The following is a 22,538-nucleotide window of genomic DNA, read 5'->3' as shown; positions in this document are numbered from 1 at the left end:
AAAGCCACCGGCCGGCATTGTTTGCATAGCCTGCCTCGGGCGGCTCAGAGCCCGCCCTGTTCCTTCAGGAACCGGACCACATGGTCCACGCCTTCGCCGCGCTTCAGATCGGTGAAGAGATGCGGCTTTGTCTCGCGCATGCGAGATGCATCGCGATCCATCACGTCGAGATCGACGCCGACATAAGGTGCCAGGTCCTTCTTGTTGATGATCAGGAGGTCCGAGCGGGTAATGCCCGGCCCGCCTTTGCGCGGAATCTCCTCCCCCTGGCAGGTGGAAATCACATAGATGGTGATGTCGGCAAGATCGGGTGAAAAGGTCGCCGCCAGATTATCGCCGCCGGATTCGATGAAGACCACGTCGAGGTCCGGAATTCGCTCCGTCAAGCCGGCGATCGCCTGAAGATTGATCGTCGCGTCCTCGCGGATCGCTGTATGCGGGCAGCCGCCCGTTTCGACACCGACGATACGGTCTGATGAGAGCGCCTGCATGCGCACCAACGCTTCGGCATCCTCCTTGGTATAGATGTCATTGGTGACGACCGCGACGGAGTAGTCTTCCCGCATCGCCTTGCAAAGTTTTTCCGTCAGCGCCGTTTTACCAGAGCCGACAGGCCCGCCGATACCGACGCGCAAGGGGCCGTTCGCCGATTTCATATGCCGTCCTTTCTCATTTTCCTGACCAGCTTTAGCCTGTTCCTACGAACGGAAAAGCCGCGTGTTTTGCGTTTCATGTCGGAGTGATGCAATCTCCGCCTGCACCGTGGCACCGCCGAGATCATCCGTCGTCGCCCGCGCGGCATTCTTGGCAACCTCTCCGATCAATCCTTCCAGGTCTGCGAGGACCTTGACTCCCTCCGTCTGCCCACAGACGCCAAGCCGGATGCCGGCCGAGACCGATTGCGAGACCATCGCATGCAGATAGGCAGCGAGCGCCTGGTCCAACGGGACGCCATGTGCGGCAGCCACCGAACCGACAGCGACCGGAAACGGCACATCTTTCGGCAGGCGATCGAAAGCCGGATGCGGCCAGGCGGAGGCTGCGACAACAAAAGCTTTGCCGAGCGAGAGCGTCTCGGTGAACCGCTCCGCCGAACCGGCCAGCGCCAGCGCCAGCTCCGCTGTCTCTTTCAGCGAAGCCTCATCCTCGAACTGCCGCCAGGCTTCCGCAAACAGCACCGCATCGTTCCATAACGCACCATGTTGCAGCAGGGTCGAAAGCCAACCGGCCAGACTTCCTGCATCTTTCACCAGACCGTCGAATGCTGCCCGCTCCAACCCGCCGGACCAGGCGAAACCGCCGATCGGGAAGGCCGGCGACAACCAGGCCATCAGTCTCAGCAGCGCCGGTGTATCGAGGCCCTGGCTCATGCAGGCTCAATCATGATGGCCATGGGAATGCCCACCATGGGAATGATAGGCACCGCGAGCCGGCTGGAACGGTTCCTCAACCTCCGTCACGATCGCGCCGAGCCCTTCGAGCATCGACCGGATCACGTGATCGCGCAGGATGAGGATACGGCCTTCCTCGATCTGCGCCGAAAGATGCCGGTTGCCGAGATGCCAGGCAAGCTCGATCAGGTGCAGCGCGTCGCGCGCCGTCACCTCGAAGAGCTTTTCGGGTGCGGCTCGCACCTCGACAGTGTCGCCATTGTCGAGCACCAGACGGTCCCCGTGGTGGAAGAGCACTGCATCCTTGAGGTCGAGCATCACCATGTCACCGTTGGAAAGATGCAGCAGCTTGCGGCGCAGATGACGCAGGTCGTGCGGCAAGGTCACGACGTCGACGGGCGGATCAGTGATGACGCCGGCGGGATGGTAGGAACGGATATGCTGCATGGGACACTCGTCTGTCTGCGAAAACCGCATCATTGCGGAGCTTGCCGCCGCGAGCAAGACTTTTGGGCAGTGAACAAAAAAACCCGGACTCGCGTCCGGGTTTTGGATGAAGCGGAATACACCAGATCAAGCGGCGATCTTGGTCGACTTCAGATTTTCCAGGATGTTCTGCGGCGAAGAAACGCCGTAAGGGTCGGAATCGCAGTTGTCGGAATAACCTTCCTCCTCGAACCACTGCTCGACGATGCCGTCATTGATAATAGCCGCATAACGCCAGGAACGCATGCCGAAGCCGAGATTGTCCTTGGCGACCAGCATGCCCATCTTGCGGGTGAATTCACCCGAACCATCCGGGATGAGCTTCACTTTTTCAAGGTTCTGGCTCTTTCCCCAGGCATTCATGACAAAGGCGTCGTTGACGGAGATGCAGTAGATCTCATCGATGCCTTCTGCCTTGAACTCGCCGGCAAGCTTTTCGAAATCCGGCAGCTGATAGGTCGAGCAGGTCGGCGTGAAGGCGCCCGGGAGAGAGAAGAGTACGACACGTTTTCCGCCGAAATAATCTGCTGTCGTCTTATCTTCCCAACGGAATGGATTCGGACCGCCGATCGATTCGTCGCGCACGCGGGTCCGGAACGTCACATTGGGAATGCGTTTTCCAATAAGCATGGATTCAACTCTCCTAAAATCGTGGAAAATCGACGGCTTGGGGGACCGCCTGAATGAGACGACAAAAACTAACGTAAAATATCTTGCAGTGCAGCATCAAAGGTCTGCGACATAACAGCCATGCGCTCTGTGCATACGTGAGTGACAAGGGACCACCCGGTCGATGTCCACCGGTTCATTGTCGCCTACGCCTTGAATTCGATCTCAGAACAGGAAGTAGCGCTGAGCCATCGGCAGCACGGTGGCTGGTTCGCAGGTCAGGAGTTCCCCATCCGCGCGGACTTCGTAGGTCTCAGGATCGACCTCCACATGCGGGGTCGCCGAATTATGGATCATCGACGCCTTGGAAATACCACCGCGGACGTTCTTGACCGCCACCAGTTTCTTGGCGACGCCGAGGCGCTGGGATAGGCCGGCATCGAGCGATGCCTGGCTGACGAAGGTAATCGAGGAATTCGTCCTCAGCTTTCCGTAGGCGGCAAACATCGGCCGGTAGTGCATCGGCTGCGGCGTGGGGATCGATGCGTTCGGATCGCCCATCGGGGCAGCCGCAATCGAACCTCCGAGCAGCACCATCTCCGGCTTCACACCGAAAAAGGCCGGGTTCCAGAGTACGAGATCGGCGCGCTTGCCGACCTCGACGGAGCCTATCTCGTGGCTGACACCGTGAGCGATCGCCGGGTTGATCGTATACTTGGCGATATAGCGCCTGACGCGAAAATTGTCGTTGTCGCCGGCCTCTTCCTTCAGCCGTCCGCGCTGGCGTTTCATCTTGTCGGCTGTCTGCCAGGTACGGATCGCCACTTCCCCGACACGGCCCATAGCCTGGCTGTCCGAAGAAATGATCGAGAAGGCGCCGATATCATGCAGGATGTCTTCCGCCGCGATCGTTTCCTTGCGGATGCGGCTTTCGGCAAAGGCGATGTCTTCGGGAATGGACGGCGACAGGTGATGGCAGACCATCAGCATGTCGAGATGTTCGGCGAGCGTGTTGACCGTATAAGGCCGGGTCGGGTTGGTGGAGGATGGAATGACATTCGGCTGCCCGCAGACCTTGATGATATCCGGAGCGTGCCCACCGCCCGCCCCCTCGGTATGGAAGGCGTGGATGGTGCGTCCCTTGATGGCTGCGACCGTATCCTCCACAAAGCCGCTTTCGTTGAGCGTATCCGTGTGGATCATCACCTGCACATCATATTGATCGGCGACTGTCAGGCAGTTGTCGATCGCGGCCGGCGTCGTCCCCCAATCCTCGTGCAGCTTGAGCGAAGAGGCGCCGGACAGGATCATCTCTTCGAGCGGCTTCGGCAGTGACGCATTGCCTTTGCCGGCAAGTGCGAGGTTCATCGGGAAAGCATCGAAGCTCTCGATCATCCGTTCGATATGCCAGGCGCCGGTACAGGTGGTGGCAAGCGTGCCATGCGCCGGGCCGGTGCCGCCGCCCAGCATGCAGGTGACGCCGCTCATCAGTGCTTCTTCGATCTGCTGCGGGCAGATGAAATGGATATGCGCATCCATACCGCCGGCGGTCAGTATCTTGCCCTCGCCGGCGATCGCCTCGGTCGAGGGGCCGACGATGATCGTCACACCCGGCTGCGTATCCGGATTGCCAGCCTTGCCGATCGCATGGATGCGGCCGTCCTTGAGACCGACATCAGCCTTGTAGACGCCGGAATGGTCGACAATCAGCGCATTGGTGATCACGGTGTCGACCGCGCCCTCCGCCCGCGTCGCCTGGCTCTGGCCCATGCCGTCGCGGATGACCTTGCCGCCGCCGAATTTCACCTCCTCGCCATAGGTGGTGAAGTCCTTCTCCACCTCGATGAAGAGCTCGGTATCGGCCAGCCTGACCTTGTCGCCCACGGTCGGACCGAACATGCTGGCATAGGCGGCGCGGGACATCTTGTGGGGCATGGTCGGTCTACCTTTGAATTTCGGCCAGTTTCAAAAACGGTACGCTTATGGGGAACTCAGTTCCCCATAGCCTCGATCAGGTCTTTGAGTTCTTCGGTACGCTTGCGGGTAAGCTCCGCCTGGCAGCCGTAGATGAGCATCGGCTCCATCGTGCCACCGCGGGCTTGGAATCCATAGGATGCGCACTGCGCGTCGCGATAGGCGATCCAGGTGCGCTGCGCCTTTACGAGCGCATCTTCAGCCCCCTTGAAATTCCCCTCCGCATCGGCGTCCCAGGTCTTCATGGCCTTGCGGGCCTTCTGATACTCCGCGTTGAGTATCTTGTCGGCGGCATCCAGCTCCTGTTCTTCGCAATAGGTCATCTCCATCTGCGTGATCGGGTTCTTGCAGTCAGGTTTCGGCTCTTGAGCGAGGACGGGAAGCGCGGAAAACGCCAGAATGGCGGCGGCAATCGTCAATCTCACAGTGCACCCATGATCTTCTGCTGAAAGCCATAGACGGCGCGCTTGCCCGAAAGCGGGATCAGCGTGACGGAACGTGTCTGACCGGGCTCGAAGCGGACTGCGGTCCCTGCAGGGATATCGAGCCGCATGCCACGCGCCTTTTCCCGGTCGAAGGAGAGAGCATTGTTGGTCTCGAAGAAGTGGTAATGGCTGCCCACCTGAACCGGCCTGTCGCCGGTGTTGGATACTTCGACGGCAACGGTCGGCGCACCGGCATTGAGCTCGATTTCACCTTCTGCTGCAATCACTTCGCCCGGAATCATGATTCAATCTCCCAGTGAATTAACGTATCGGTTCATGCACGGTGACGAGCTTGGTCCCGTCCGGAAAAGTCGCTTCCACCTGCACGTCGTGGATCATCTCGGCTATCCCTTCCATCACCTGATCGCGGGTGACGACATGCGCACCGGCCTCCATCAGATCGGCCACCGAACGGCCATCTCTCGCACCTTCCACGACGAAGTCGGTGATCAGCGCCACCGTTTCCGGATAGTTGAGCTTGACGCCGCGTTCGAGCCGGCGGCGGGCGACGATCGCCGCCATGGCGATCAGAAGCTTGTCTTTTTCTCTGGGGGTGAGGTTCATGGGAATCCCGCAATAAGATCAGATGTTCCAGACTTTCGGCACTGGCGCGCCGTTACGCAATACGGAAATTGCCGGTACCAGGATTTTTCTCAGTTCGAATCCGGTCGGCGCCACAAGCCGGGCGACCAGCTTGCCGTTCCAGTGGCTGGCACCGCCAGTCCACGGGCTCGCGCCGCCCGACGTACCGGCGAGGCAAGCTCTCAGTTTCGGGAAAAGCGCCTCGGCAAGCGGACCGGAATAGAAAAGGGTTGCGAAGGCGACCTGCCCTGACAGCACCGCCGCAGCGTCTGTGAGACGCCAGATCTCACCTTCGAATTTCATCTCTTCGGCGTGGATGAGCCTGCCTGACCGGCGCACCCGCCAGCGATCGCGGAAGAAACCGCCACGAACCGCCTCGCCCATGGCCTTGCGACCAAGCAGCACGGCTTCGACAGCCAGGAATTCGCAGGTTTCGGCAAGATCGACATCGAGCCTGCGCGTCAGCGAGGCCTGGTCGAAAAGGATGGTTTCCTGAGGAAGCCAGTGGAGGCAAGCATCTTTGCCCACGGTGATATGGGTGGATACGGAGGCCGTACCGGCGGCGGCCTTGTAAATCTTCTCGTTCGCCTGGGTGGTGATCGAAAGCTTCGTGGAAGCCGCAGCGGCGACGGACCATTCGATCGCGTCGCCGCCCGTCAGTCCCCCTGACGTATTGATGAGGATCGCCTCCATTTCAGGCGAAAATGTCTCTGGAAGGCGTATTTTTGCGCAGCCTTCCTGGAAGAATTCGGCAAGCTTCGTGCGCCCGCCGAAAGCCTTGGTTACAAGGCGCCCTGCCCCTCTTGCCCGCTGCGGCGCATATCGGTCGGCTGGCTGCTGTTGCACGTATTCCCCTGAAGATCGGCTTGCGTTCCGCAGTCCGATGCAACACCCGTGCCAGACGCAGTCCCGGAACTGATCTTGACCGGGACGGCGGTGGCGACGACATCGGTACTGTCGGCCTTACCGAAGAACTCCCACATCCGCGACGCAGGATCAACATTCGGATCGAACGCGGGCTTGGCGGACGCGACGGACACGGCCGGGACGACGCTCGCGGCGCCGTCCTTGGCGGCCGCCAGCACGGCTTCCGTCGCAGGAGCCTGCTTCGGCCAGGCATGCGTCCCATTGGCAAAGACATAGGATACAATGCGCGCACCGCTTTTGCAGGCGCCGTAGAGGCTGAACGTAACATCCTCGACGGTCTTGGGATTGCCGTCGCCCTTGCAGCCGTCCAGTTCCGTCCAGCGCTGGATCGCTACTTTGAAACCGTATTGCCAGTAAGCGCTGCCGCCGCCGGCGTAAGGGTTCGCCGTGTCCTTCAGGCCGGCGAAAGCCATGATCGAGACGGGGCGGGCCGGATTGCAATTGGCCTGATCCGGCACCCATTTCCCGCCGATCTCCACGGGGCGGCCGGCGCGCAATGAATGCACGACGCCGACGGCTGCAAAATCGTCGCGGCCGGAGCAGAGATAGGCCGAGAGCATGCGACCGCCGCCGGAATAACCCGATCCGTAGATGCGGGCCGGATCAACACAGAATTCCTCCTTCACGGTCTTCAGCGCCTGCTGAATGAAGGCGATCTCGTCGAGGCCGCCCTCTTGCCTGGTCACAAAAGGAACGTTCCAGGCATAGGTGCCGGTAAACTTGCCGGGCAGGCTGCCTTGCGGCGCAACGACAATGAAGCCGTTCTTTTCCGCCACCTTGTCCCACGAGCTTCTGTTCAGTTGGCCATCTGGATTGCTGTTGCTGCCATGCAAATCGAAAACGACCGGAACCTTGTCCTTGCCGGTATAGGAGGACGGGATGAAATAGACCGCAGAACGAATGGTGCCGTCGGCCTCGACAACCATCGGATGGCGTCCCGGCTCCATCGGCTGGCCGCAACCCGCATAGGCCCCGCTTGCAGCCAAGAAAAAAGCCCCTACCGCGATCATGCGAGTAAGAGCAGTGTTGGCAAGCCTACCAGCAACGCATGCAAATTCCATCAGCGCCTCATCATGGGTGCAAGAGTGGTGTGTCAACGATATGCGGAATATGCCCTAAACACGGCCTTGGTAACACACATCAGCCCGATATGAAACGCACGAAATACTGCGATGCGATACAAACATTCACCGGCGAAATACTAGCATCAGACAGTCAGATGCCGTCTCGCTTCTGCCGTATCCAATGTTTCGGCGGCCCCTTCATGCACGATCTCGCCGCGATCCATGATGTAGACTTGGTCGGCAAGCTCCCGGCAGAAATCGAGATACTGCTCGACCAGCAGAATGGCCATGCCGGTGCTGTCGCGGAGATAGCGGATTGCCCGGCCGATATCCTTGATGATCGATGGCTGGATGCCTTCCGTTGGCTCGTCCAAGACGAGGATCTTGGGCCGCGTCACCATAGCGCGGCCGATTGCAAGCTGTTGCTGCTGGCCGCCGGAAAGGTCGCCGCCGCGACGGCCGAGCATGGATTTCAAGACCGGGAACAGCGAGAAGATTTCATCTGGAATGAACTTGTCCTTGCGGGCGAGTGGCGCATAGCCGCTTTCGAGATTCTCCTGTACGGTCAGCAGCGGAAAGATCTCCCGCCCCTGCGGCACATATCCGATCCCGTGCTTGGCGCGCGCATAGGGCGGCAGGCCGTTCAGCACCTCACCCTGAAAGCTGATCGTACCCGCGCTCACCGCGTGCTGGCCGGTAATGGCGCGCAGAAGAGAGCTTTTCCCCACGCCATTGCGCCCCAGCACACACGTGATCTTGCCCATGTCAGCATTGATCGAGACGCCCCGCAGCGCCTGTGCCGCGCCGTAGTGAAGATTGACGTTGTTGACTGTCAGCATGGTCACCGCCCCAGATAGTTTTCGATCACCTTCGGATCGTTCGAAACGAAATCGATCGAGCCCTCCGCCAGCACCGAACCCTCCGCGAGGCAGGTCACCTTGACGCCAAGATCGCGGATGAAGCCCATGTCGTGTTCGACGACGACGACCGATCGCGTCTTGGCGATCTCTTTCAAGAGCTCCGCCGTTTCGACGGTCTCGGCATCGGTCATCCCCGCGACCGGCTCGTCCACCAGCAACAGCTTCGGCTCCTGGGCGAGCAGCATGCCGATCTCCAGCCATTGCTTCTGGCCATGCGAGAGGTTGGCGGCGAGTTCCTGCCTTCGATGCGTCAGCCGGATCGTTTCGAGAATTTCCTCGATACGCGCCTTGTCTTCGGGGGAAAGCGTGTAGAAGAGCGTCGCGAAGACACCGCGGTCGCGGTTCAGCGCCAGTTCCAGATTGTCCCAGACCGTATGGCTTTCGAACACGGTCGGTTTCTGGAATTTCCGGCCGATGCCGAGCTGGGCGATATCCGCCTCGTCTTGTCTCGTAAGATCGACCGTATCCTCGAAGAGCACCGTGCCGGTATCCGGCCGGGTCTTGCCGGTGATGATGTCCATCATCGTCGTCTTACCGGCACCGTTTGGACCGATGATGGCTCTGAGTTCCCCGGGTTCGACGACGAAGGAAAGCGAATTCAGCGCCTTGAATCCGTCGAAGGAAACGGAGACGTTTTCGAGGTAGAGCAGGCTCTTCGTTCTCGTTTCGGCAATCGTGTTCATCGGTTCGTGCCCCCGTCTCTCATTCCGCCGCCTGCACGGCCCGCGCCACCGCCTCTTCGTCGCCCCTGCCCTTCTCGGCTTCCGCTGCGGCCTTCAGCGCCTGGCGCGCCTTGAAGCCGTGCTGAATCGTGCCAACGATGCCTCTCGGCAGGAAGAGCGTCACGGCGATGAAGAGGCCCCCCAGCGCATAGAGCCAGAATTCCGGGAAGGCGCCGGTGAAGAAGCTCTTACCGGCATTGACGAGCACCGCGCCGATGATCGGGCCGATCAGCGTGCCGCGACCGCCGACCGCCGTCCAGACGACAACTTCGATCGAGTTGGCCGGCGCGAATTCGCCGGGGTTGATGATGCCGACCTGCGGCACGAAGAGAGCCCCGGCGACCCCCGCCATCATCGCCGACACGACGAATGTGAAGAGCTTTATGTTTTCCACCCTAAAGCCGAGAAAACGCACCCGGCTCTCCGCATCGCGCACCCCGACCAGAACCTTGCCGAATTTCGAGCGGACGATCGCCGATGCGATGACGAGGCAGAGCGCCAGCATGATCGCCGACATGGCGAAGAGCACCGCGCGCGTTCCATCCGCCTGAACCGGGAAACCGATAATGTCCTTGAAGTCGGTGAGGCCGTTATTGCCGCCGAAGCCCATGTCGTTGCGGAAGAAGGCAAGCATCAGTGCATAGGTCATGGCTTGCGTGATGATCGACAGATAGACGCCATTGACGCGAGAGCGGAAAGCGAACCAGCCGAACACGAACGCAAGCAGGCCGGGCACGAAGAGCACCATGACCATGGCGAAAGCGAACCAGTCGAACCCGTACCAGAACCAGGGCAGTTCCTTCCAGTTGAGGAAGACCATGAAGTCCGGCAGGATCGGGTTGCCGTAGACACCCCTCGAACCGATCTGCCGCATCAGGTACATGCCCATTGCATAACCGCCGAGCGCGAAGAAGGCGCCGTGGCCGAGCGAGAGGATGCCGCAATAACCCCAGACGAGATCGAGCGCCAGCGCCAGCAGCGCGTAGCAGAGATACTTGCCCATCAGCGCCATGAGGTAGGTCGGGATGTGCAGGGCGCTGTCCGGCGGGGCGAGCAGGTTGAGCGCCGGCACGAGGATGGCGACACCCAGAAGGATCGCGACGGCGATGACGATCTTGCCTTCGAGCGCGCGCAGGATGAAGCCCGTGATCATGCTTCCACCGCCCTTCCCTTGAGCGCGAAGAGGCCGCGCGGACGTTTCTGGATGAACAGGATGATCAGCACCAGCACGAGGATCTTGCCAAGCACGGCGCCGACCGAGGGTTCGAGGAACTTGTTGAGCACGCCGAGCGAGAGCCCCCCGACCAGCGTGCCCCACAAGTTGCCGACGCCCCCGAAGACCACAACCATGAAACTGTCGATGATGTAGCTCTGGCCGAGATTGGGCGAGACGTTGTCGATCTGGGAAAGCGCAACGCCGGCGATACCCGCAATACCCGAGCCCAGCGCGAAAGTGAGCGCATCGACCCACGGCGTCCTGATGCCCATGGACGACGCCATGCGGCGGTTCTGGGTGACGGCCCGCATGCTGAGGCCATAGGCGGACTTCTTCATCACCACCAGCAGCGCCACGAAGATCGACAGAGAGAAAACCACTATCCACAGGCGGTTCCAGGTGATCGTCAGCCCTCCGAGCGCGAACGAGCCGGACATCCATGACGGATTGCCGACCTCCTGGTTGGTCGGGCCGAAGATCGAGCGGATCGCCTGCTGCAGGATGAGCGAAACGCCCCAGGTGGCGAGCAGGGTTTCGAGCGGCCGGCCGTAAAGGAAGCGGATGACGCCACGTTCGATGACGAAGCCGACGGCGCCCGTCACCAGGAAGGCGACAGGCAGCGCGATCGCCAGCGACCAGTCGAACAGGCCGGGTGCGTTCGAGCGGATCATATCCTGCACCACGAAGGTGGAATAGGCGCCGAGCATGACCATTTCGCCATGCGCCATGTTGATGATGCCCATCACGCCGAAGGTGATCGCAAGGCCAATCGCGGCAAGCAGCAGGACCGAACCGAGCGACAGGCCGTACCAGACGTTCTGCGCCATGTCCCAGAGCTGAAGTTCGCTTTCGATCGAGGAGATCGCGGTATTGAGATCACCCTTGAGGCTCGCATCGATCGAGCCGGACACGGAATTCAGGATACCGAGCGCATTGCGTCCGCCGAGGCTCCCGATCGTCTCGATGGCGGCGCGCTTCTCGTCGACAGAACGATTGGAGGAAAGCACCGATACCGCCCGCGCCTCCTCCATGCGCGCCTTGACCTCACCGTCCGTCTCCTTGGCAAGCGCCGCCTCGACCAGTTCGAGGTTTTCCGGGCTTGGGGAGCGGAGCACCGCATCGGCGGCCTGCAGGCGAACAGCCCGGTCCGGGCTCAGAAGGGTAAGCCCGCCCATGACGGAGCGGATGACACGACGGAGATTGTTGTTCACCCTGATCTTGGTGACGGCGCTCTTCGGAACCGTACCGGCGGAAGCACCCGTCAGCGGGTCGATCAGTTCGAAACTGGAGCCTGCGGCTTTTGCAATGAAGACCAGGTTGTCCGACTTGCGGAAATAGAGGTCGCCTTCGGCGAAGGCTCCCAGCGCCGGGACAACCCTTGTGTCGCCGGTCGCGGCGATCTGGCCGATCAGCTTTTCGGCCTCATTGAAATCGGCTTTGGCAAGCGCATCGATCAAAGGTTTCGGATCGCTCTGCGCCTGGACCGGCGCGGCGACGGAAAGGATAAGGAAAATCAGACTGAAAAGACGGATAAGCATGTCGAAGTTCCCCGGGGATGGCCGGACGGTTGATGGCTCTTGCCCCTCATCCGCCTGCCGGCACCTTCTCCCGCATGCGGGGAGAAGGACATTTGCCGCGCCCTATCCAGTCCGCGTCAGCGCTCCGTATGGCACGTCCCCTCTCCCCATCGAAACGGGGAGAGGGTTAGGATGAGGGGCAGGTTTAGCCCTCAACTTCGCCGGATCAGCTGCCCTTGCCGCCGCACTTGCCGGTGGCGACGTTGAAGTTGCCGCACTCCATCGGCTTGCGCCAGTCGGAGATCAGGTCCTTGGAGTCCGGCAGGTAATCGGACCACTCGTCACCAACGACTGCCGGCGTTTCCTGAACGATCTCGAACTGGCCGTCGGCCTGGATTTCGCCGATCAGCACCGGCTTGGTGATGTGATGGTTCGGCATGACGGTGGAATAGCCGCCCGAAAGGTTCGGAACGGCAACGCCGATGATCGAGTCGAGCACGGCGTCCGTATCGGTCGTGCCAGCGGCTTCGACGGCCTTCACCCAGGCGTTGAAACCGATATAGGCGGCTTCCATCGGGTCGTTGGTCACGCGCTTCTCGTTCTTGGTGAACGCATGCCATTCCTTGATGAACTCGGCATTGACGTCAGCATCGACCGACTGGAAATAGTTCCAGGCAGCGAGATGGCCGACGAGAGGGCCGGTATCGAGGCCAGCAAGTTCTTCTTCGCCGACAGAGAAGGCAACGACCGGGATGTCCTCGGCCTTGATGCCCTGGTTGCCGAGTTCCTTGTAGAAGGGCACGTTCGCATCACCGTTGATGGTGGAGACGACGGCGGTCTTCTTGCCGGCGGAGCCGAACTTCTTGATGTCGGAGACGATCGTCTGCCAGTCGGAATGGCCGAATGGCGTGTAGTTGATCATGATGTCCTCTTCCTTGACGCCCTTGGACATCAGGTAGGCCTTCAGGATCTTGTTGGTCGTCTGCGGATAGACGTAGTCGGTGCCGGCGAGAACCCAGCGCTCTACGCCTTCGGTCTCGGCCAGGTAGTCGACCGCCGGAATGGCCTGCTGGTTTGGAGCGGCACCGGTGTAGAAGATGTTGCGCGAGGATTCCTCACCCTCGTACTGCACCGGGTAGAACAGGATAGAGTTCAGCTCCTCGAAGACCGGCAGCACCGATTTGCGCGAAGACGAGGTCCAGCAGCCGAAGACGGCGGCGACCTTGTCCTGGGAGATCAGCTGGCGGGCCTTTTCGGCAAACAGCGGCCAGTCGGAAGCCGGATCGACCACGACGGCTTCGAGCTTCTTGCCGAGAACGCCGCCCTTCTTGTTCTGCTCGTCGACGAGCATCAGCATGACGTCCTTGAGGGTCGTCTCGGAGATAGCCATGGTGCCCGAAAGCGAATGGAGAACGCCGATCTTGATCGTGTCGTCGGCAGCAAAGGCGCCGTGAAGCGCCGTCGTCGACATAATGGCAGCAACGAGCGCGCCGCCAAGCTTTGCCTTGAATGTCATTGGTTCGAACCCCTCTTCTCGTTCGTCCGCAACGAAGAACTGACCGTTGCTTGAACGACTATCGGTTGCTGCATCGCAAAACCGTATACGTAAAATGACGTATCCGAGGGGGAGAACCGGGAACGGTCGCGACCGACCTTATGACCTCGGAGGTAATCGACCTCGTCCGCACCTGCGGCTATTCGTTCTAGGATGGCGCGCGGCTCGCGAGCCGCAATTTTGTTCGATCAAGAAAGGCAAAGCCATGGCCGTAACTTACGTCATCCGTTTCGATATCCGCCCCGATCAGCGGGAGAGGTTCATGATGCTGCTGACGGAGGTGCTGGACGCCATGCGGCATGAACCGATGTTCCATCAGGCGGTGCTGCACGCCGATCCCGACGACGAGAACCGCATGATGCTCTACGAGACCTGGGAGGATCATGAAGACGTTCTGGAGGTGCAGTTGAAGCGTCCTTACCGGAACGCATGGCATGCGGCGCTGCCGGAACTCCTCGCCGGCCCGCGCGACATTTCGATCTGGCGTCCGGTCCGCAGTGACCGCTCGGAGTAATCTCGCTCTTGGAAGAAGCTGTCGCCCGTTACCTGCCGGATTGATGTCGTGGCCCCTATGGGTCATTGTACAGATCACCCTTTGCTTCGAGGGCACGGAAATGAAGCGCGGTCTATTTTTCGGCATTATCGGTGCTGCCGGGCTTGTCGCCGGGGCATTATTTATCTTCGTCGGTCAGACAAAGGTCTCGCCGGAGGCGATCCAGTCGTCCGTCATCCGTTCTCCTGATCTGGTCGACAGGGCGTGGAAGCTGCCTGTGGCGGCGACCTTCGGCATGGACCTGACCTGGCAAACAAACGCATCGCGGTGCGGCCCGGCGAGTATTGCCAACGCATTCCGATCCGTCGGCGAGGAGGAGACGACAGAAGCCGAGGTTCTGGATGGAACCGGAATGTGCTGGACGGGGCTTTGCATAATCGGGCTCACGCTGGACGAACTTGCCGAACTGGCCCAAATGAAAACCGAGCGAAAGGTTTCGGTTCTCCGCGACCTGACCGCCGAGCAGTTCCACGAACACATGAAGCGCGCTAACGATCCCGGCCGACGCTACGTCATCAATTTTGCCCGCATGACAATCTTTGGCTCGGGCAGCGGCCATCATTCGCCCATCGGAGGATATCTGGAGGCTGAGGACATGGTGTTCGTTTTGGATGTCAACGAGAACTACCGGCCTTGGCTGATCGAGCGGGAGCGGCTGTTCCTGGCAATGGACACTCTCGATGGCGACAAGAAGCGGGGCCTGCTTCTGATCGAATAGTGGGATCAGGCGCCGAGAATTTTTTCCGCAAGGGGCTGATGTTGAACGCCCTATTCTCTGCTCCTCATCTCCCGCACGCCGCGCCCGAGCCTCTGGCGCAGCAAAGCACGCAATGTCACGCCGTCGGCATAACCGACCAGCGCGGCGATCTCGTCCGGGCTCTCGTCGCTGGTCTTCAGGAGATGCACTGCGCGCTCGACCCGTAAATCCTGAAAATAGGAAAGCGGTGTCTTGCCGAGCACCTGCTGCAGACGACGAGCGAGCGTGCGCTTGCTGGCGCCGACGGCATCGGCTGCGACGTCGAGCGAAAAGCCTTCGGACAACCGGCCGCGCGCCCACCGTTCGAATTTCTCCACCAGCGGATCGGCATGGGCGAGGTGATCGGTGACGACATAGGCCGATTGCGCCGGTCGGCTGTCGACGATGAGATAACGTGCGACGAGGTTCGCAAGCTCCGGGCTCGCCTGCCGCACAAGCCAGAGCGCCATGTCCATATGTCCGAGCGCCGCACCCGCCGTCACCAGCGCCCCGGACTTCACCAGCATGTGGCCATCTTCGAGACGTACGGCGGGATAACGCTGGCGGAAGAGCGGGGCGAGCCACCACGTGGTCGTCGCCTTCTCGCCGTCGAGAAGACCGGATTCGGCAAGCACGAACGTGCCTATACAGGCGGCGGCGATGTTCATGCCGGCCCCTCTCGCCTCCCGGAGCAAGGCACCCGCATCCCGGATGTCCGGGCGGTCGAGTGCCGGCACGAGCATTTCCGGCATCTTGTAGGCGATCGCCGGAATGACGAGCCAGCCCGCGCGTGGATCGAATGCACCCGAAGCCGGGACACAAAGTCCTTGCGCCGTCCGGACACCGTTGCGCATTCCGACAACCGAGACCTCGAAGGGCGGCACGGTGAGCGAGAGCATCGAAACAAGTTCGTTCGCGGTTGTGAAGACGTCGAGGATCGATGAAAGGCCGGTATCAAAAACACCGTCGAGTGCCAACACCTGCAACTTCATGGCAATATTCCCATCAACAATGTCAATATTGACAATAGCAGGCGACACCGGCTTCCGCCATGATGGCATTGTCGAAAGAGGACAAGGGCATGAACATGGACGTAACCACGATCGGCTTCACCAGGACGACGGCCGAGGATTTCTTTGGCCGCATCAGAGCCGCAGGCGTCAAGCGCGTCATGGATGTCAGGCTTCACAACACGTCACAGCTTGCGGGGTTTGCAAAGTCCGACGACCTCGCTTTCTTTCTCAAGGCGCTCTGCGGAACCGGTTACGTGCACGAACCGCTGCTTGCGCCGACCGAAGAAATCATGACCGCATTCAAGAAGAAGAAGGGCGACTGGAACGTCTTCCAGAACGATTTCCTGGACCTGATGGCCGAACGGAAGATTGAGAGCCGGCTGAAACCGGAGCAGTTCGACGGCTCCTGTCTGCTCTGCTCGGAGGACAAGCCGCACCATTGCCACCGAAAGCTCGTCTGCGACTATCTGAACGGCAAATGGGGTGGCAAGCTGAGCGTCCGCCACCTCTGACCTGATCCTAACCGATATCCTGATCCTTGAACGCCGCGGGGAGATCGCCTCCCTGCGTGGGGGAGCCGATTGTCATGACCTACCAGACCATTCTTGCCATCGCCCTGTTTTCCTTTGTCGGCTCTGTGTCGCCCGGACCGAGCAATTTCATGCTGCTTGCTTCCGGCACCAATTTCGGATTCCGGCGCACGCTGCCGCAGATATTCGGCATTACGATCGGCTTGTCTTCGGTGCTGCTGGCAGTCGGTTTCGGGCTCGGCGCCCTCATTCACGCCTATCCGCCAGTCGGCCTGCTGCTCAAGATTGCCGGCTCCGCCTATCTTCTTTATCTGGCCTGGCGGATCGCCATGTCGCGCGCCGTGGCAAGCGGCGAAACAGCAGCCTCAAGGCCGTTGACCTTCCTGGAATCCGCCGCCTTCCAGTGGGTCAATCCGAAGGCCTGGGTTGCCGCGCTGACAGCCATGGCGGCCTATGCCAGCGACGAAAGCCCCTTCGTGTCGGTGCTCGCGATCACGCTCGTGATCGCCATCGTCAACCTGCCGAGCGTGGCGGTCTGGGCAGGCTTCGGCATGGCCCTCCGCACCTTCCTCACCGATCCGATACGTCTCAAATGGTTCAATATCGTCATGGGCCTGCTGCTCGTCGCAACGCTCTGGCCGCTGATGATGTGAAGGCGGGGCAGCCGAAACGACAAGGCCGCCCTCTCTCAGGACGGCCACCGAGAGGGGAGACACCTCCCCGCTGCACGCGATGCGGGCTGTCAGTCGTTCGCCTCGGGACGGTTTCGCCAGGCTTCCGCCTGTGCATAGAACTTCTTTTCCCATTCCTTATGGTTATCGAGGCCTTCCTTGATGAAGGGCGTGAAGATAGCCATGTGCATGAGCAGCCAATTGACGAACCTTGCCGGGAATTTCAGCGGCTTGACGAAGTCGACGAAAAGCACGACGCGGGTCTTGTCCGTGTGGTTCCAGGCCTCGTGCTCGTAGGCGTCGTCGAAAATCAGGACCTTGCCCTCCTCCCAGTGGCAAATCTGATCCTTCACTCGGATCGCCAGCTTGTCGCGCGGCTCCGGCACGATGAGACCGAGATGGAGGCGCAACACGCCGTTATAAGGTCCGCGATGCGCCGGCAGGTGTTTTCCCGGCTCGAAGATCGAGAACATCACGGTCGTCAGGCCCGGAATCTTCTGCATCGCTTTCCAGGTCTCGGGGCATGCCTGGATGTTCTGCTCCGACCTCACTCCGAAGCCGAGGAGGAAGAACGTCTTCCAGCCCTTGTCGGTCGAAATCGTCTTCACATCGGTGGAAATGTCCTGGAAGGTCGGCAATTCGTCCTTGCGGACCAGAATGCGGTCGAGCTCCGCGCGGATAGCAGGCGCCGCCTTCTCGATTTCGGCCGTCCAGGGGAAGGTTGCATTGTCATAAACCGGCGGGTTGCCGAGCTTGGCATATTTGAAATTCAATCGCTCCGCCCAGGCGACGATCGCCATGAAGAAGCGGGTGATTGCACTGGGACGACCCATCGGTGCGATACCGGTCGTACCGAAGCTTTGTTCAGGTTCAGGGATTGTAGGGGATGACGGTTTCACTTGTGAAGCGCCTGATAAGAAAGGTTGATCTGGGGCGGCAAGGCATTTGCCATCACGCCTTTTTCCGCTTTGGCACGTTACTTGACATGGGACGTCATGTTCCAGCTTGCAAGCATCTGTGTCGCAGTTGTGGCAGCTTGGAACATTATTACCGGACGTGTGGCAGAAGGAACGCTCTATCAGGACGTGCCTGTTGAAGCGGCGCATCTCTGTCACAAACGGCGAAACACACGAATGAATTCGCGCCAGCACTTCGCACCTGCGAAAGCATGCTTGCAAAACGCCACGCCACAGCCGAAAGTGCCCATTCGATGATCTTTCTCTTTTGGGTGCTAGAAATTAGGCATGGCAGCGCGACAACGCATCATCCCCGTCCGGCGCGAATACAACCGTTGGGTCGCCAACCAGACGCTTGAGGATTATGCACTGCGTTTCACCGCCAAGAGCGCCCGCCGCTTTTCGTCGAGCCGCATTTCGCAAACCGCCATCGGCGCGATCTCCTTCCTGGCGCTCGAGGCGATCGGTGGCACGATCACCCTCTCCTACGGTACGACAAACGCCTTTTTCGCGATCGTCGCGGCCGCCGTCGCCATGCTGGTCATCGGCCTGCCTATCAGCCGCTACGCCATCCGCCACGGCGTCGATATCGATCTTCTGACCCGCGGTGCCGGCTTCGGCTATATCGGTTCGACCATCACCTCGTTGATTTATGCGAGCTTCACCTTCATGCTGTTCGCGATCGAGGCCTCGATCATGACCGGCGCGCTGGATCTCGCCTTCGGCATTCCGCCCTGGATCGGCTATATCATCAGCGCTGCGGTGGTAATTCCGCTCGTCATTTACGGCGTTCGGCTGATCTCGCGGTTTCAACTCCTGACACAGCCCTTCTGGATCGTGCTGAATATTCTCCCCTTCCTGTTCATCGCCTTGCTTGACTGGGAGAAATTCGATTTGTGGCGCGCCTTTGCCGGCATCCATCATTCGAACGCCGAGGCGGGCGGCGTGGCTCCCTTCGACCTCATCGAATTCGGCGCGGCATCCGCGGTCATCCTGGCGCTGATGCCGCAGATCGGTGAGCAGGTGGACTTCCTGCGCTTCCTGCCGCCGGAGGGCCAGCGCAAATGGCGCCACCGGCTGGCGATCTTCCTGGCCGGCCCCGGTTGGGTCGTGGTCGGCGTGCCGAAACTTCTGGCAGGCTCGTTCCTCGCGGTGTTGACGTTGTCGACCGGCGTTCCGATCGGCGAGGCCGCCGATCCGGCCCATATGTATCTCGCCGCCTTCGGCTACATGATCCCGAACGAGACGGCGGCACTTCTCTTGATGGCCGCCTTCGTGGTCGTCTCGCAGCTCAAGATCAACGTGATGAATGCCTATGCCGGCTCGCTCGCCTGGTCGAATTTCTTCTCGCGGCTCACTCATAGCCATCCCGGTCGTGTCGTCTGGCTGGTCTTCAACGTGGCGATTGCGCTGCTGCTGATGGAACTCGGCATCTATCGTCTGCTGGAAGCCACCCTCGGCATCTTCTCGATCATCGCCATGTCCTGGCTCTGCACCATCTCGGCGGACCTGTTCATCAACAAGCCGCTCGGCCTTGCTCCACCCGGCATAGAATTCAAGCGCGCCCACCTCTACGATGTGAACCCCGTCGGGCTCGGCGCGATGTTGGGCTCAGCCAGCGTAGCACTTGCCGCCCATTTCGGCCTGTTCGGACCGCTGATGGCTTCGCTTGCCACTTACGTAACGCTGATCGCCTTCGTAATCTCGCCCGCGGTCGCCTTCGCAACGCGCGGCCAATTCTATCTTGCCCGCAAACCGCGCCAGAGCTGGAAAAGCCTCGGCTCGATCACCTGCTCCATCTGTGAACATCCGTTTGAGCCGGAAGACATGGCCTGGTGTCCGGCCTATGCCGCACCGATCTGCTCGCTCTGCTGCTCGCTCGATAGCCGCTGCCACGACATGTGCAAGCCGAACGCCCGGCTGAACACGCAGGTGGGTACCGTCGCCCGTTCCTTCCTGCCGGAGAGCGTCATTACGCGTCTGACGACCCGCCTCGGTCGTTATGCCATGACGGCCATCGTCTCGATCTCGATGATCGGGGCGATCCTTGCCATGATCGCCTATCAGGTGAGCCGGGCCGCACCCGCCAACGCCGAGGTTATCCTGGGAACGGTGCTGATCGTCTTCTTCGTTTTCGCCATCATTGCCGGCATCGTCTCCTGGTTCTACGTGCTCGCCCATGACAGCCGCGTCGTGGCGGAAGAGGAATCCTCTCGCCAGAACACCTTGCTGCTCAAGGAAATCGCCGCCCACAAGAAGACAGATGCCGCTCTTCAAGAAGCGAAGGAAACAGCGGAATCCGCCAACCGCGCCAAGAGCCGCTATGTCGTCGGCCTCTCCCATGAACTGCGCACGCCGCTCAATGCCGTGTTGGGCTATGCTCAGATCCTCGAGCGGGACGAGACGATCCCCGCTCCCCGCCAGTCGGCGATCAAGGTCATCAAGCGCTCTGCCGACCATCTGTCGGGCCTGATCGACGGGCTGCTCGACATTTCGAAGATCGAGGCAGGTCGCCTGCAGGTTTATTCCAACGAAATCAACATCCAGGACTTTCTCGACCAGATCGTCGAAATGTTCGGGTTACAAGCGCAGGTCAAGGGGCTCGAATTCGAGCATCAACGCTCCCGCGCCCTACCCCAGTATGTCCGCACCGACGAGAAGCGGCTGCGCCAGATTCTCGTCAACCTGCTCTCCAACGCGATCAAGTTCACCGACGAGGGTAAGGTGCGTTTCGAGGTCGCCTATCGCAGCCAGGTCGCGACCTTCACCATCTCCGATACCGGCCGTGGCATCGCCGAGAAGGACCTCGCCCGTATCTATGAGCCCTTCCAGCGCGGCGAAGCCGACAGCATCCGCCCCATGCCGGGTCTTGGCCTCGGCCTTACCATCACCCAGCTCCTGACCAATACACTCGGCGGTGAGATTGCGGCGACCAGCAAGAAGGACGAGGGCTCGACCTTCCGCGTACGGCTGATGCTGTCGGCCGTGGAGCGGCCGAATACGGCGCCGGCGGCAGAAAAGAAGATCGTCTCCTATACCGGCCCCCGCCGCACCATCATGGTGGTGGACGACAATGAGGACCATCGCGACCTGATGCGGGAAGTGCTGGTTCCGATGGATTTCGTGGTGCTGACCGCAGGCAGCGGTCCGGACTGCCTGACGCTGATCGAGGGCCTGACGCCCGACCTCTATCTCGTCGATATTTCGATGCCCGGCATGAATGGCTGGCAACTCGTCGGCAAGCTTCGCGAAATCGGCCAGACCGCGCCTGTCATCATGCTGTCGGCCAATATCGGAGATGGTTCCGGTGCAAATACCGGCGACGAGGGCCATAGCGACGCGATCGCCAAACCCGTCGATATCCGCCGGCTAGCAGACAAGCTCGCCGCTCATCTCGGTCTCGTCTGGATCTACGAGAACGAGGTAGCGGCCACGCTCCCCGCCGGCCCGAAAAAACCGATCAAAAGTCCGGGGACGAACCATGTGCAGGACCTTTTGCGGCTCGGAGAAATCGGCTACGTGCGCGGCATCGAGGCAAAGCTCGCCGATCTCGCGAAGCAGGAGGAACATCGCCCCTTCGCCGAGGAACTTGGCGCCTATGTGCAGGCTTTTGATCTCGCCGGCTATATGAAATTCCTGACCTGGCTGGAGGCAGAGAGGACGAATGATGGCTGAGACGGTCCTGCCGCGCGATATCGTCCTTCTGGTGGACGACAGCCCCGAAGCGCTGGGTTTCCTCACCGAGGCACTGGAAGGATCCGGTTTCTCGGTGCTGATTGCCACGTCTGGCCAGGCGGCGCTGAAGATCGTCGAGCGCATCACGCCGGACCTCATCCTGCTCGATGCGGTCATGCCCGGCATGGATGGTTTCGAGACCTGCCGCAAGCTTAAGACAAACGCTGCCGTGGCACAGGTGCCGGTGATCTTCATGACCGGGCTCACCGAGACCGAGCATGTGGTGCATGCGCTCGATTCCGGCGGCGTCGATTACCTGACGAAGCCGATCAATATCGATGAGCTGCGCGCCCGTATCCGCGTCCATCTTTCCAATGCCCGCTCGGCCCAGAGCGCCCGCGTCGCGCTGGACGCCGCCGGTCGGCATCTCCTCGCGGTCAAGGCGAACGGCAGCATCCGCTGGTCGACCCCGCAGGCGACAAGGCTGATCAATGCCGCCACCGGCAGCGATGACGGTCTGGACATCGTTGTGCAGCGCGTCTTCGCCTGGATGGGCGAGCGCGACAAACCGGGCTTTGCGCGCGACGCAGCCTTTTCGCTGGCCGACAACGGCCAGACGAGCCTGCAATTCTCGTTCCTCGGTGCGATCGGCGCCGACGAATATCTCTTTCGTTTGATGGCGGCCAACAGGCGCCCGGACGATGAGGTGCTGCGCCAGCATTTTCCGCTGACCCAGCGCGAATCCGAGGTGTTGCTCTGGATCGCCAAGGGAAAATCGAACCGCGACATCGGCGATATTCTCGGGTTATCGGCCCGCACGGTGAACAAGCATCTCGAACAGATCTATGTGAAGCTCGGCGTTGAGAACCGTGCCTCGGCCGCCGTCAAAGCCGCCCATGTCCTGCATGGTGAGGAGCGGTCGGCGTGACGGCCTGAACGATCGAGTGGTTCGTCGT

Annotated in this window: 23 protein-coding genes; 6 read left to right on the top strand and 17 right to left on the bottom strand. The window is 60.7% G+C overall.

The window, feature by feature from the left end:
• Positions 1-44: 44 nt before the first annotated feature.
• The 15 genes from ureG to urtA form a co-directional block, all read right to left on the bottom strand.
• The gene (gene ureG, locus JL39_RS09975) at positions 45-656 is read right to left on the bottom strand and encodes an urease accessory protein UreG (protein WP_037149281.1); all 612 of its coding nucleotides are present in this window, start codon (positions 654-656) and stop codon (positions 45-47) included.
• 42 nt (positions 657-698) lie between these two features.
• On the bottom strand, positions 699-1,370 hold the full coding sequence (locus JL39_RS09970; protein ID WP_037149279.1) for an urease accessory protein UreF: 672 nt from the start codon (positions 1,368-1,370) through the stop codon (positions 699-701).
• A 6-nt stretch (positions 1,371-1,376) separates the two neighbouring features.
• The gene (gene ureE / locus JL39_RS09965) at positions 1,377-1,838 is read right to left on the bottom strand and encodes an urease accessory protein UreE (protein ID WP_037149277.1); all 462 of its coding nucleotides are present in this window, start codon (positions 1,836-1,838) and stop codon (positions 1,377-1,379) included.
• A gap of 126 nt (positions 1,839-1,964) precedes the next feature.
• Positions 1,965-2,507, bottom strand: a complete 543-nt coding sequence (locus tag JL39_RS09960) for a peroxiredoxin (protein ID WP_037149273.1) — start codon at positions 2,505-2,507, stop codon at positions 1,965-1,967.
• 204 nt (positions 2,508-2,711) lie between these two features.
• Complete coding sequence (gene ureC / locus JL39_RS09955) at positions 2,712-4,421, bottom strand: urease subunit alpha (RefSeq protein ID WP_037149271.1); 1,710 nt, start codon at positions 4,419-4,421, stop codon at positions 2,712-2,714.
• Between the two features lie 56 nt (positions 4,422-4,477).
• The gene (locus JL39_RS09950; protein WP_244446871.1) at positions 4,478-4,873 is read right to left on the bottom strand and encodes a lysozyme inhibitor LprI family protein; all 396 of its coding nucleotides are present in this window, start codon (positions 4,871-4,873) and stop codon (positions 4,478-4,480) included.
• An 8-nt stretch (positions 4,874-4,881) separates the two neighbouring features.
• Positions 4,882-5,187, bottom strand: a complete 306-nt coding sequence (locus JL39_RS09945; protein WP_037149266.1) for an urease subunit beta — start codon at positions 5,185-5,187, stop codon at positions 4,882-4,884.
• A 19-nt stretch (positions 5,188-5,206) separates the two neighbouring features.
• Entirely contained in the window at positions 5,207-5,509 is a 303-nt protein-coding gene (locus JL39_RS09940) for an urease subunit gamma (protein ID WP_037149263.1), read from the bottom strand.
• A gap of 18 nt (positions 5,510-5,527) precedes the next feature.
• Entirely contained in the window at positions 5,528-6,373 is an 846-nt protein-coding gene (locus JL39_RS09935) for an urease accessory protein UreD (RefSeq protein ID WP_037149258.1), read from the bottom strand.
• Positions 6,310-7,440 carry a PHB depolymerase family esterase gene (locus JL39_RS09930; protein WP_348270562.1) on the bottom strand — a complete coding sequence of 377 codons (1,131 nt, stop codon included), beginning with the start codon at positions 7,438-7,440 and terminating at the stop codon, positions 6,310-6,312. Before JL39_RS09930 ends, JL39_RS09935 begins: the two co-directional genes overlap by 64 nt.
• Before the next feature lie 221 nt (positions 7,441-7,661).
• On the bottom strand, positions 7,662-8,357 hold the full coding sequence (urtE, locus tag JL39_RS09925; protein WP_037149256.1) for an urea ABC transporter ATP-binding subunit UrtE: 696 nt from the start codon (positions 8,355-8,357) through the stop codon (positions 7,662-7,664).
• 2 nt (positions 8,358-8,359) lie between these two features.
• On the bottom strand, positions 8,360-9,121 hold the full coding sequence (gene urtD, locus JL39_RS09920) for an urea ABC transporter ATP-binding protein UrtD (protein WP_037149253.1): 762 nt from the start codon (positions 9,119-9,121) through the stop codon (positions 8,360-8,362).
• 19 nt (positions 9,122-9,140) lie between these two features.
• Positions 9,141-10,313 carry an urea ABC transporter permease subunit UrtC gene (urtC, locus tag JL39_RS09915; RefSeq protein ID WP_037149251.1) on the bottom strand — a complete coding sequence of 391 codons (1,173 nt, stop codon included), beginning with the start codon at positions 10,311-10,313 and terminating at the stop codon, positions 9,141-9,143.
• Positions 10,310-11,914, bottom strand: a complete 1,605-nt coding sequence (gene urtB, locus JL39_RS09910) for an urea ABC transporter permease subunit UrtB (protein WP_037149248.1) — start codon at positions 11,912-11,914, stop codon at positions 10,310-10,312. Before urtB ends, urtC begins: the two co-directional genes overlap by 4 nt.
• A 205-nt stretch (positions 11,915-12,119) precedes the next feature.
• Entirely contained in the window at positions 12,120-13,409 is a 1,290-nt protein-coding gene (gene urtA / locus JL39_RS09905; protein ID WP_037149245.1) for an urea ABC transporter substrate-binding protein, read from the bottom strand.
• Positions 13,410-13,653: 244 nt separating this feature from the next.
• Here urtA and JL39_RS09900 point away from each other — a divergent pair, with 244 nt between their 5' ends.
• Positions 13,654-13,962, top strand: coding sequence for a putative quinol monooxygenase (locus tag JL39_RS09900; protein WP_037149242.1), 309 nt, complete (start codon positions 13,654-13,656; stop codon positions 13,960-13,962).
• A gap of 100 nt (positions 13,963-14,062) precedes the next feature.
• Positions 14,063-14,719, top strand: a complete 657-nt coding sequence (locus JL39_RS09895) for a phytochelatin synthase family protein (protein WP_037149667.1) — start codon at positions 14,063-14,065, stop codon at positions 14,717-14,719.
• Positions 14,720-14,769: 50 nt separating this feature from the next.
• Here JL39_RS09895 and JL39_RS09890 read toward each other — a convergent pair whose 3' ends face one another.
• Positions 14,770-15,729, bottom strand: a complete 960-nt coding sequence (locus JL39_RS09890; RefSeq protein ID WP_037149239.1) for a helix-turn-helix domain-containing protein — start codon at positions 15,727-15,729, stop codon at positions 14,770-14,772.
• Between the two features lie 95 nt (positions 15,730-15,824).
• Here JL39_RS09890 and JL39_RS09885 point away from each other — a divergent pair, with 95 nt between their 5' ends.
• Both JL39_RS09885 and JL39_RS09880 read left to right on the top strand, forming a co-directional pair.
• Entirely contained in the window at positions 15,825-16,262 is a 438-nt protein-coding gene (locus JL39_RS09885; RefSeq protein ID WP_037149665.1) for a DUF488 domain-containing protein, read from the top strand.
• A gap of 74 nt (positions 16,263-16,336) precedes the next feature.
• Positions 16,337-16,933: a LysE family translocator gene (locus JL39_RS09880; RefSeq protein WP_037149237.1), complete on the top strand. Its 597-nt coding sequence runs from the start codon at positions 16,337-16,339 to the stop codon at positions 16,931-16,933.
• An 89-nt stretch (positions 16,934-17,022) separates the two neighbouring features.
• On the opposite strand, the gene JL39_RS30905 is transcribed toward JL39_RS09880, so the two are convergent.
• Positions 17,023-17,784, bottom strand: a complete 762-nt coding sequence (locus JL39_RS30905) for an aspartyl/asparaginyl beta-hydroxylase domain-containing protein (protein WP_081952780.1) — start codon at positions 17,782-17,784, stop codon at positions 17,023-17,025.
• 411 nt (positions 17,785-18,195) lie between these two features.
• On the opposite strand from JL39_RS30905, the gene JL39_RS09870 reads away from it, so the two are divergent.
• Together JL39_RS09870 and JL39_RS09865 are read left to right on the top strand one after the other, a co-directional pair.
• Positions 18,196-21,582 carry an ATP-binding protein gene (locus JL39_RS09870; RefSeq protein WP_037149233.1) on the top strand — a complete coding sequence of 1,129 codons (3,387 nt, stop codon included), beginning with the start codon at positions 18,196-18,198 and terminating at the stop codon, positions 21,580-21,582.
• A complete protein-coding gene (locus JL39_RS09865; protein WP_037149660.1) occupies positions 21,575-22,510 on the top strand; it encodes a response regulator transcription factor in 936 nt (311 codons plus the stop codon). Before JL39_RS09870 ends, JL39_RS09865 begins: the two co-directional genes overlap by 8 nt.
• The last annotated feature ends 28 nt before the right edge of the window (positions 22,511-22,538 follow it).

The organism is Rhizobium sp. YS-1r, from assembly GCF_000757525.1.
Lineage (GTDB): Bacteria > Pseudomonadota > Alphaproteobacteria > Rhizobiales > Rhizobiaceae > Neorhizobium > Neorhizobium petrolearium.
Note: the sequence above shows the minus strand (reverse complement) of the source record. Positions and strands in the feature narration are given on the sequence as shown.

Bases quoted from the DNA above. Each gene is read 5' to 3' on its own strand.
- ureG (WP_037149281.1), bottom strand. From the start codon at position 656: ATGAAATCGGCGAACGGCCCCTTGCGCGTCGGTATCGGCGGGCCTGTC.
- JL39_RS09970 (WP_037149279.1), bottom strand. From the start codon at position 1,370: ATGAGCCAGGGCCTCGATACACCGGCGCTGCTGAGACTGATGGCCTGG.
- ureE (WP_037149277.1), bottom strand. From the start codon at position 1,838: ATGCAGCATATCCGTTCCTACCATCCCGCCGGCGTCATCACTGATCCG.
- JL39_RS09960 (WP_037149273.1), bottom strand. From the start codon at position 2,507: ATGCTTATTGGAAAACGCATTCCCAATGTGACGTTCCGGACCCGCGTG.
- ureC (WP_037149271.1), bottom strand. From the start codon at position 4,421: ATGCCCCACAAGATGTCCCGCGCCGCCTATGCCAGCATGTTCGGTCCG.
- JL39_RS09945 (WP_037149266.1), bottom strand. From the start codon at position 5,187: ATGATTCCGGGCGAAGTGATTGCAGCAGAAGGTGAAATCGAGCTCAAT.
- JL39_RS09940 (WP_037149263.1), bottom strand. From the start codon at position 5,509: ATGAACCTCACCCCCAGAGAAAAAGACAAGCTTCTGATCGCCATGGCG.
- urtE (WP_037149256.1), bottom strand. From the start codon at position 8,357: ATGCTGACAGTCAACAACGTCAATCTTCACTACGGCGCGGCACAGGCG.
- urtD (WP_037149253.1), bottom strand. From the start codon at position 9,121: ATGAACACGATTGCCGAAACGAGAACGAAGAGCCTGCTCTACCTCGAA.
- urtC (WP_037149251.1), bottom strand. From the start codon at position 10,313: ATGATCACGGGCTTCATCCTGCGCGCGCTCGAAGGCAAGATCGTCATC.
- urtB (WP_037149248.1), bottom strand. From the start codon at position 11,914: ATGCTTATCCGTCTTTTCAGTCTGATTTTCCTTATCCTTTCCGTCGCC.
- urtA (WP_037149245.1), bottom strand. From the start codon at position 13,409: ATGACATTCAAGGCAAAGCTTGGCGGCGCGCTCGTTGCTGCCATTATG.
- JL39_RS09900 (WP_037149242.1), top strand. From the start codon at position 13,654: ATGGCCGTAACTTACGTCATCCGTTTCGATATCCGCCCCGATCAGCGG.
- JL39_RS09895 (WP_037149667.1), top strand. From the start codon at position 14,063: ATGAAGCGCGGTCTATTTTTCGGCATTATCGGTGCTGCCGGGCTTGTC.
- JL39_RS09890 (WP_037149239.1), bottom strand. From the start codon at position 15,729: ATGAAGTTGCAGGTGTTGGCACTCGACGGTGTTTTTGATACCGGCCTT.
- JL39_RS09885 (WP_037149665.1), top strand. From the start codon at position 15,825: ATGGACGTAACCACGATCGGCTTCACCAGGACGACGGCCGAGGATTTC.
- JL39_RS09880 (WP_037149237.1), top strand. From the start codon at position 16,337: ATGACCTACCAGACCATTCTTGCCATCGCCCTGTTTTCCTTTGTCGGC.
- JL39_RS30905 (WP_081952780.1), bottom strand. From the start codon at position 17,784: ATGGGTCGTCCCAGTGCAATCACCCGCTTCTTCATGGCGATCGTCGCC.
- JL39_RS09870 (WP_037149233.1), top strand. From the start codon at position 18,196: ATGGCAGCGCGACAACGCATCATCCCCGTCCGGCGCGAATACAACCGT.
- JL39_RS09865 (WP_037149660.1), top strand. From the start codon at position 21,575: ATGGCTGAGACGGTCCTGCCGCGCGATATCGTCCTTCTGGTGGACGAC.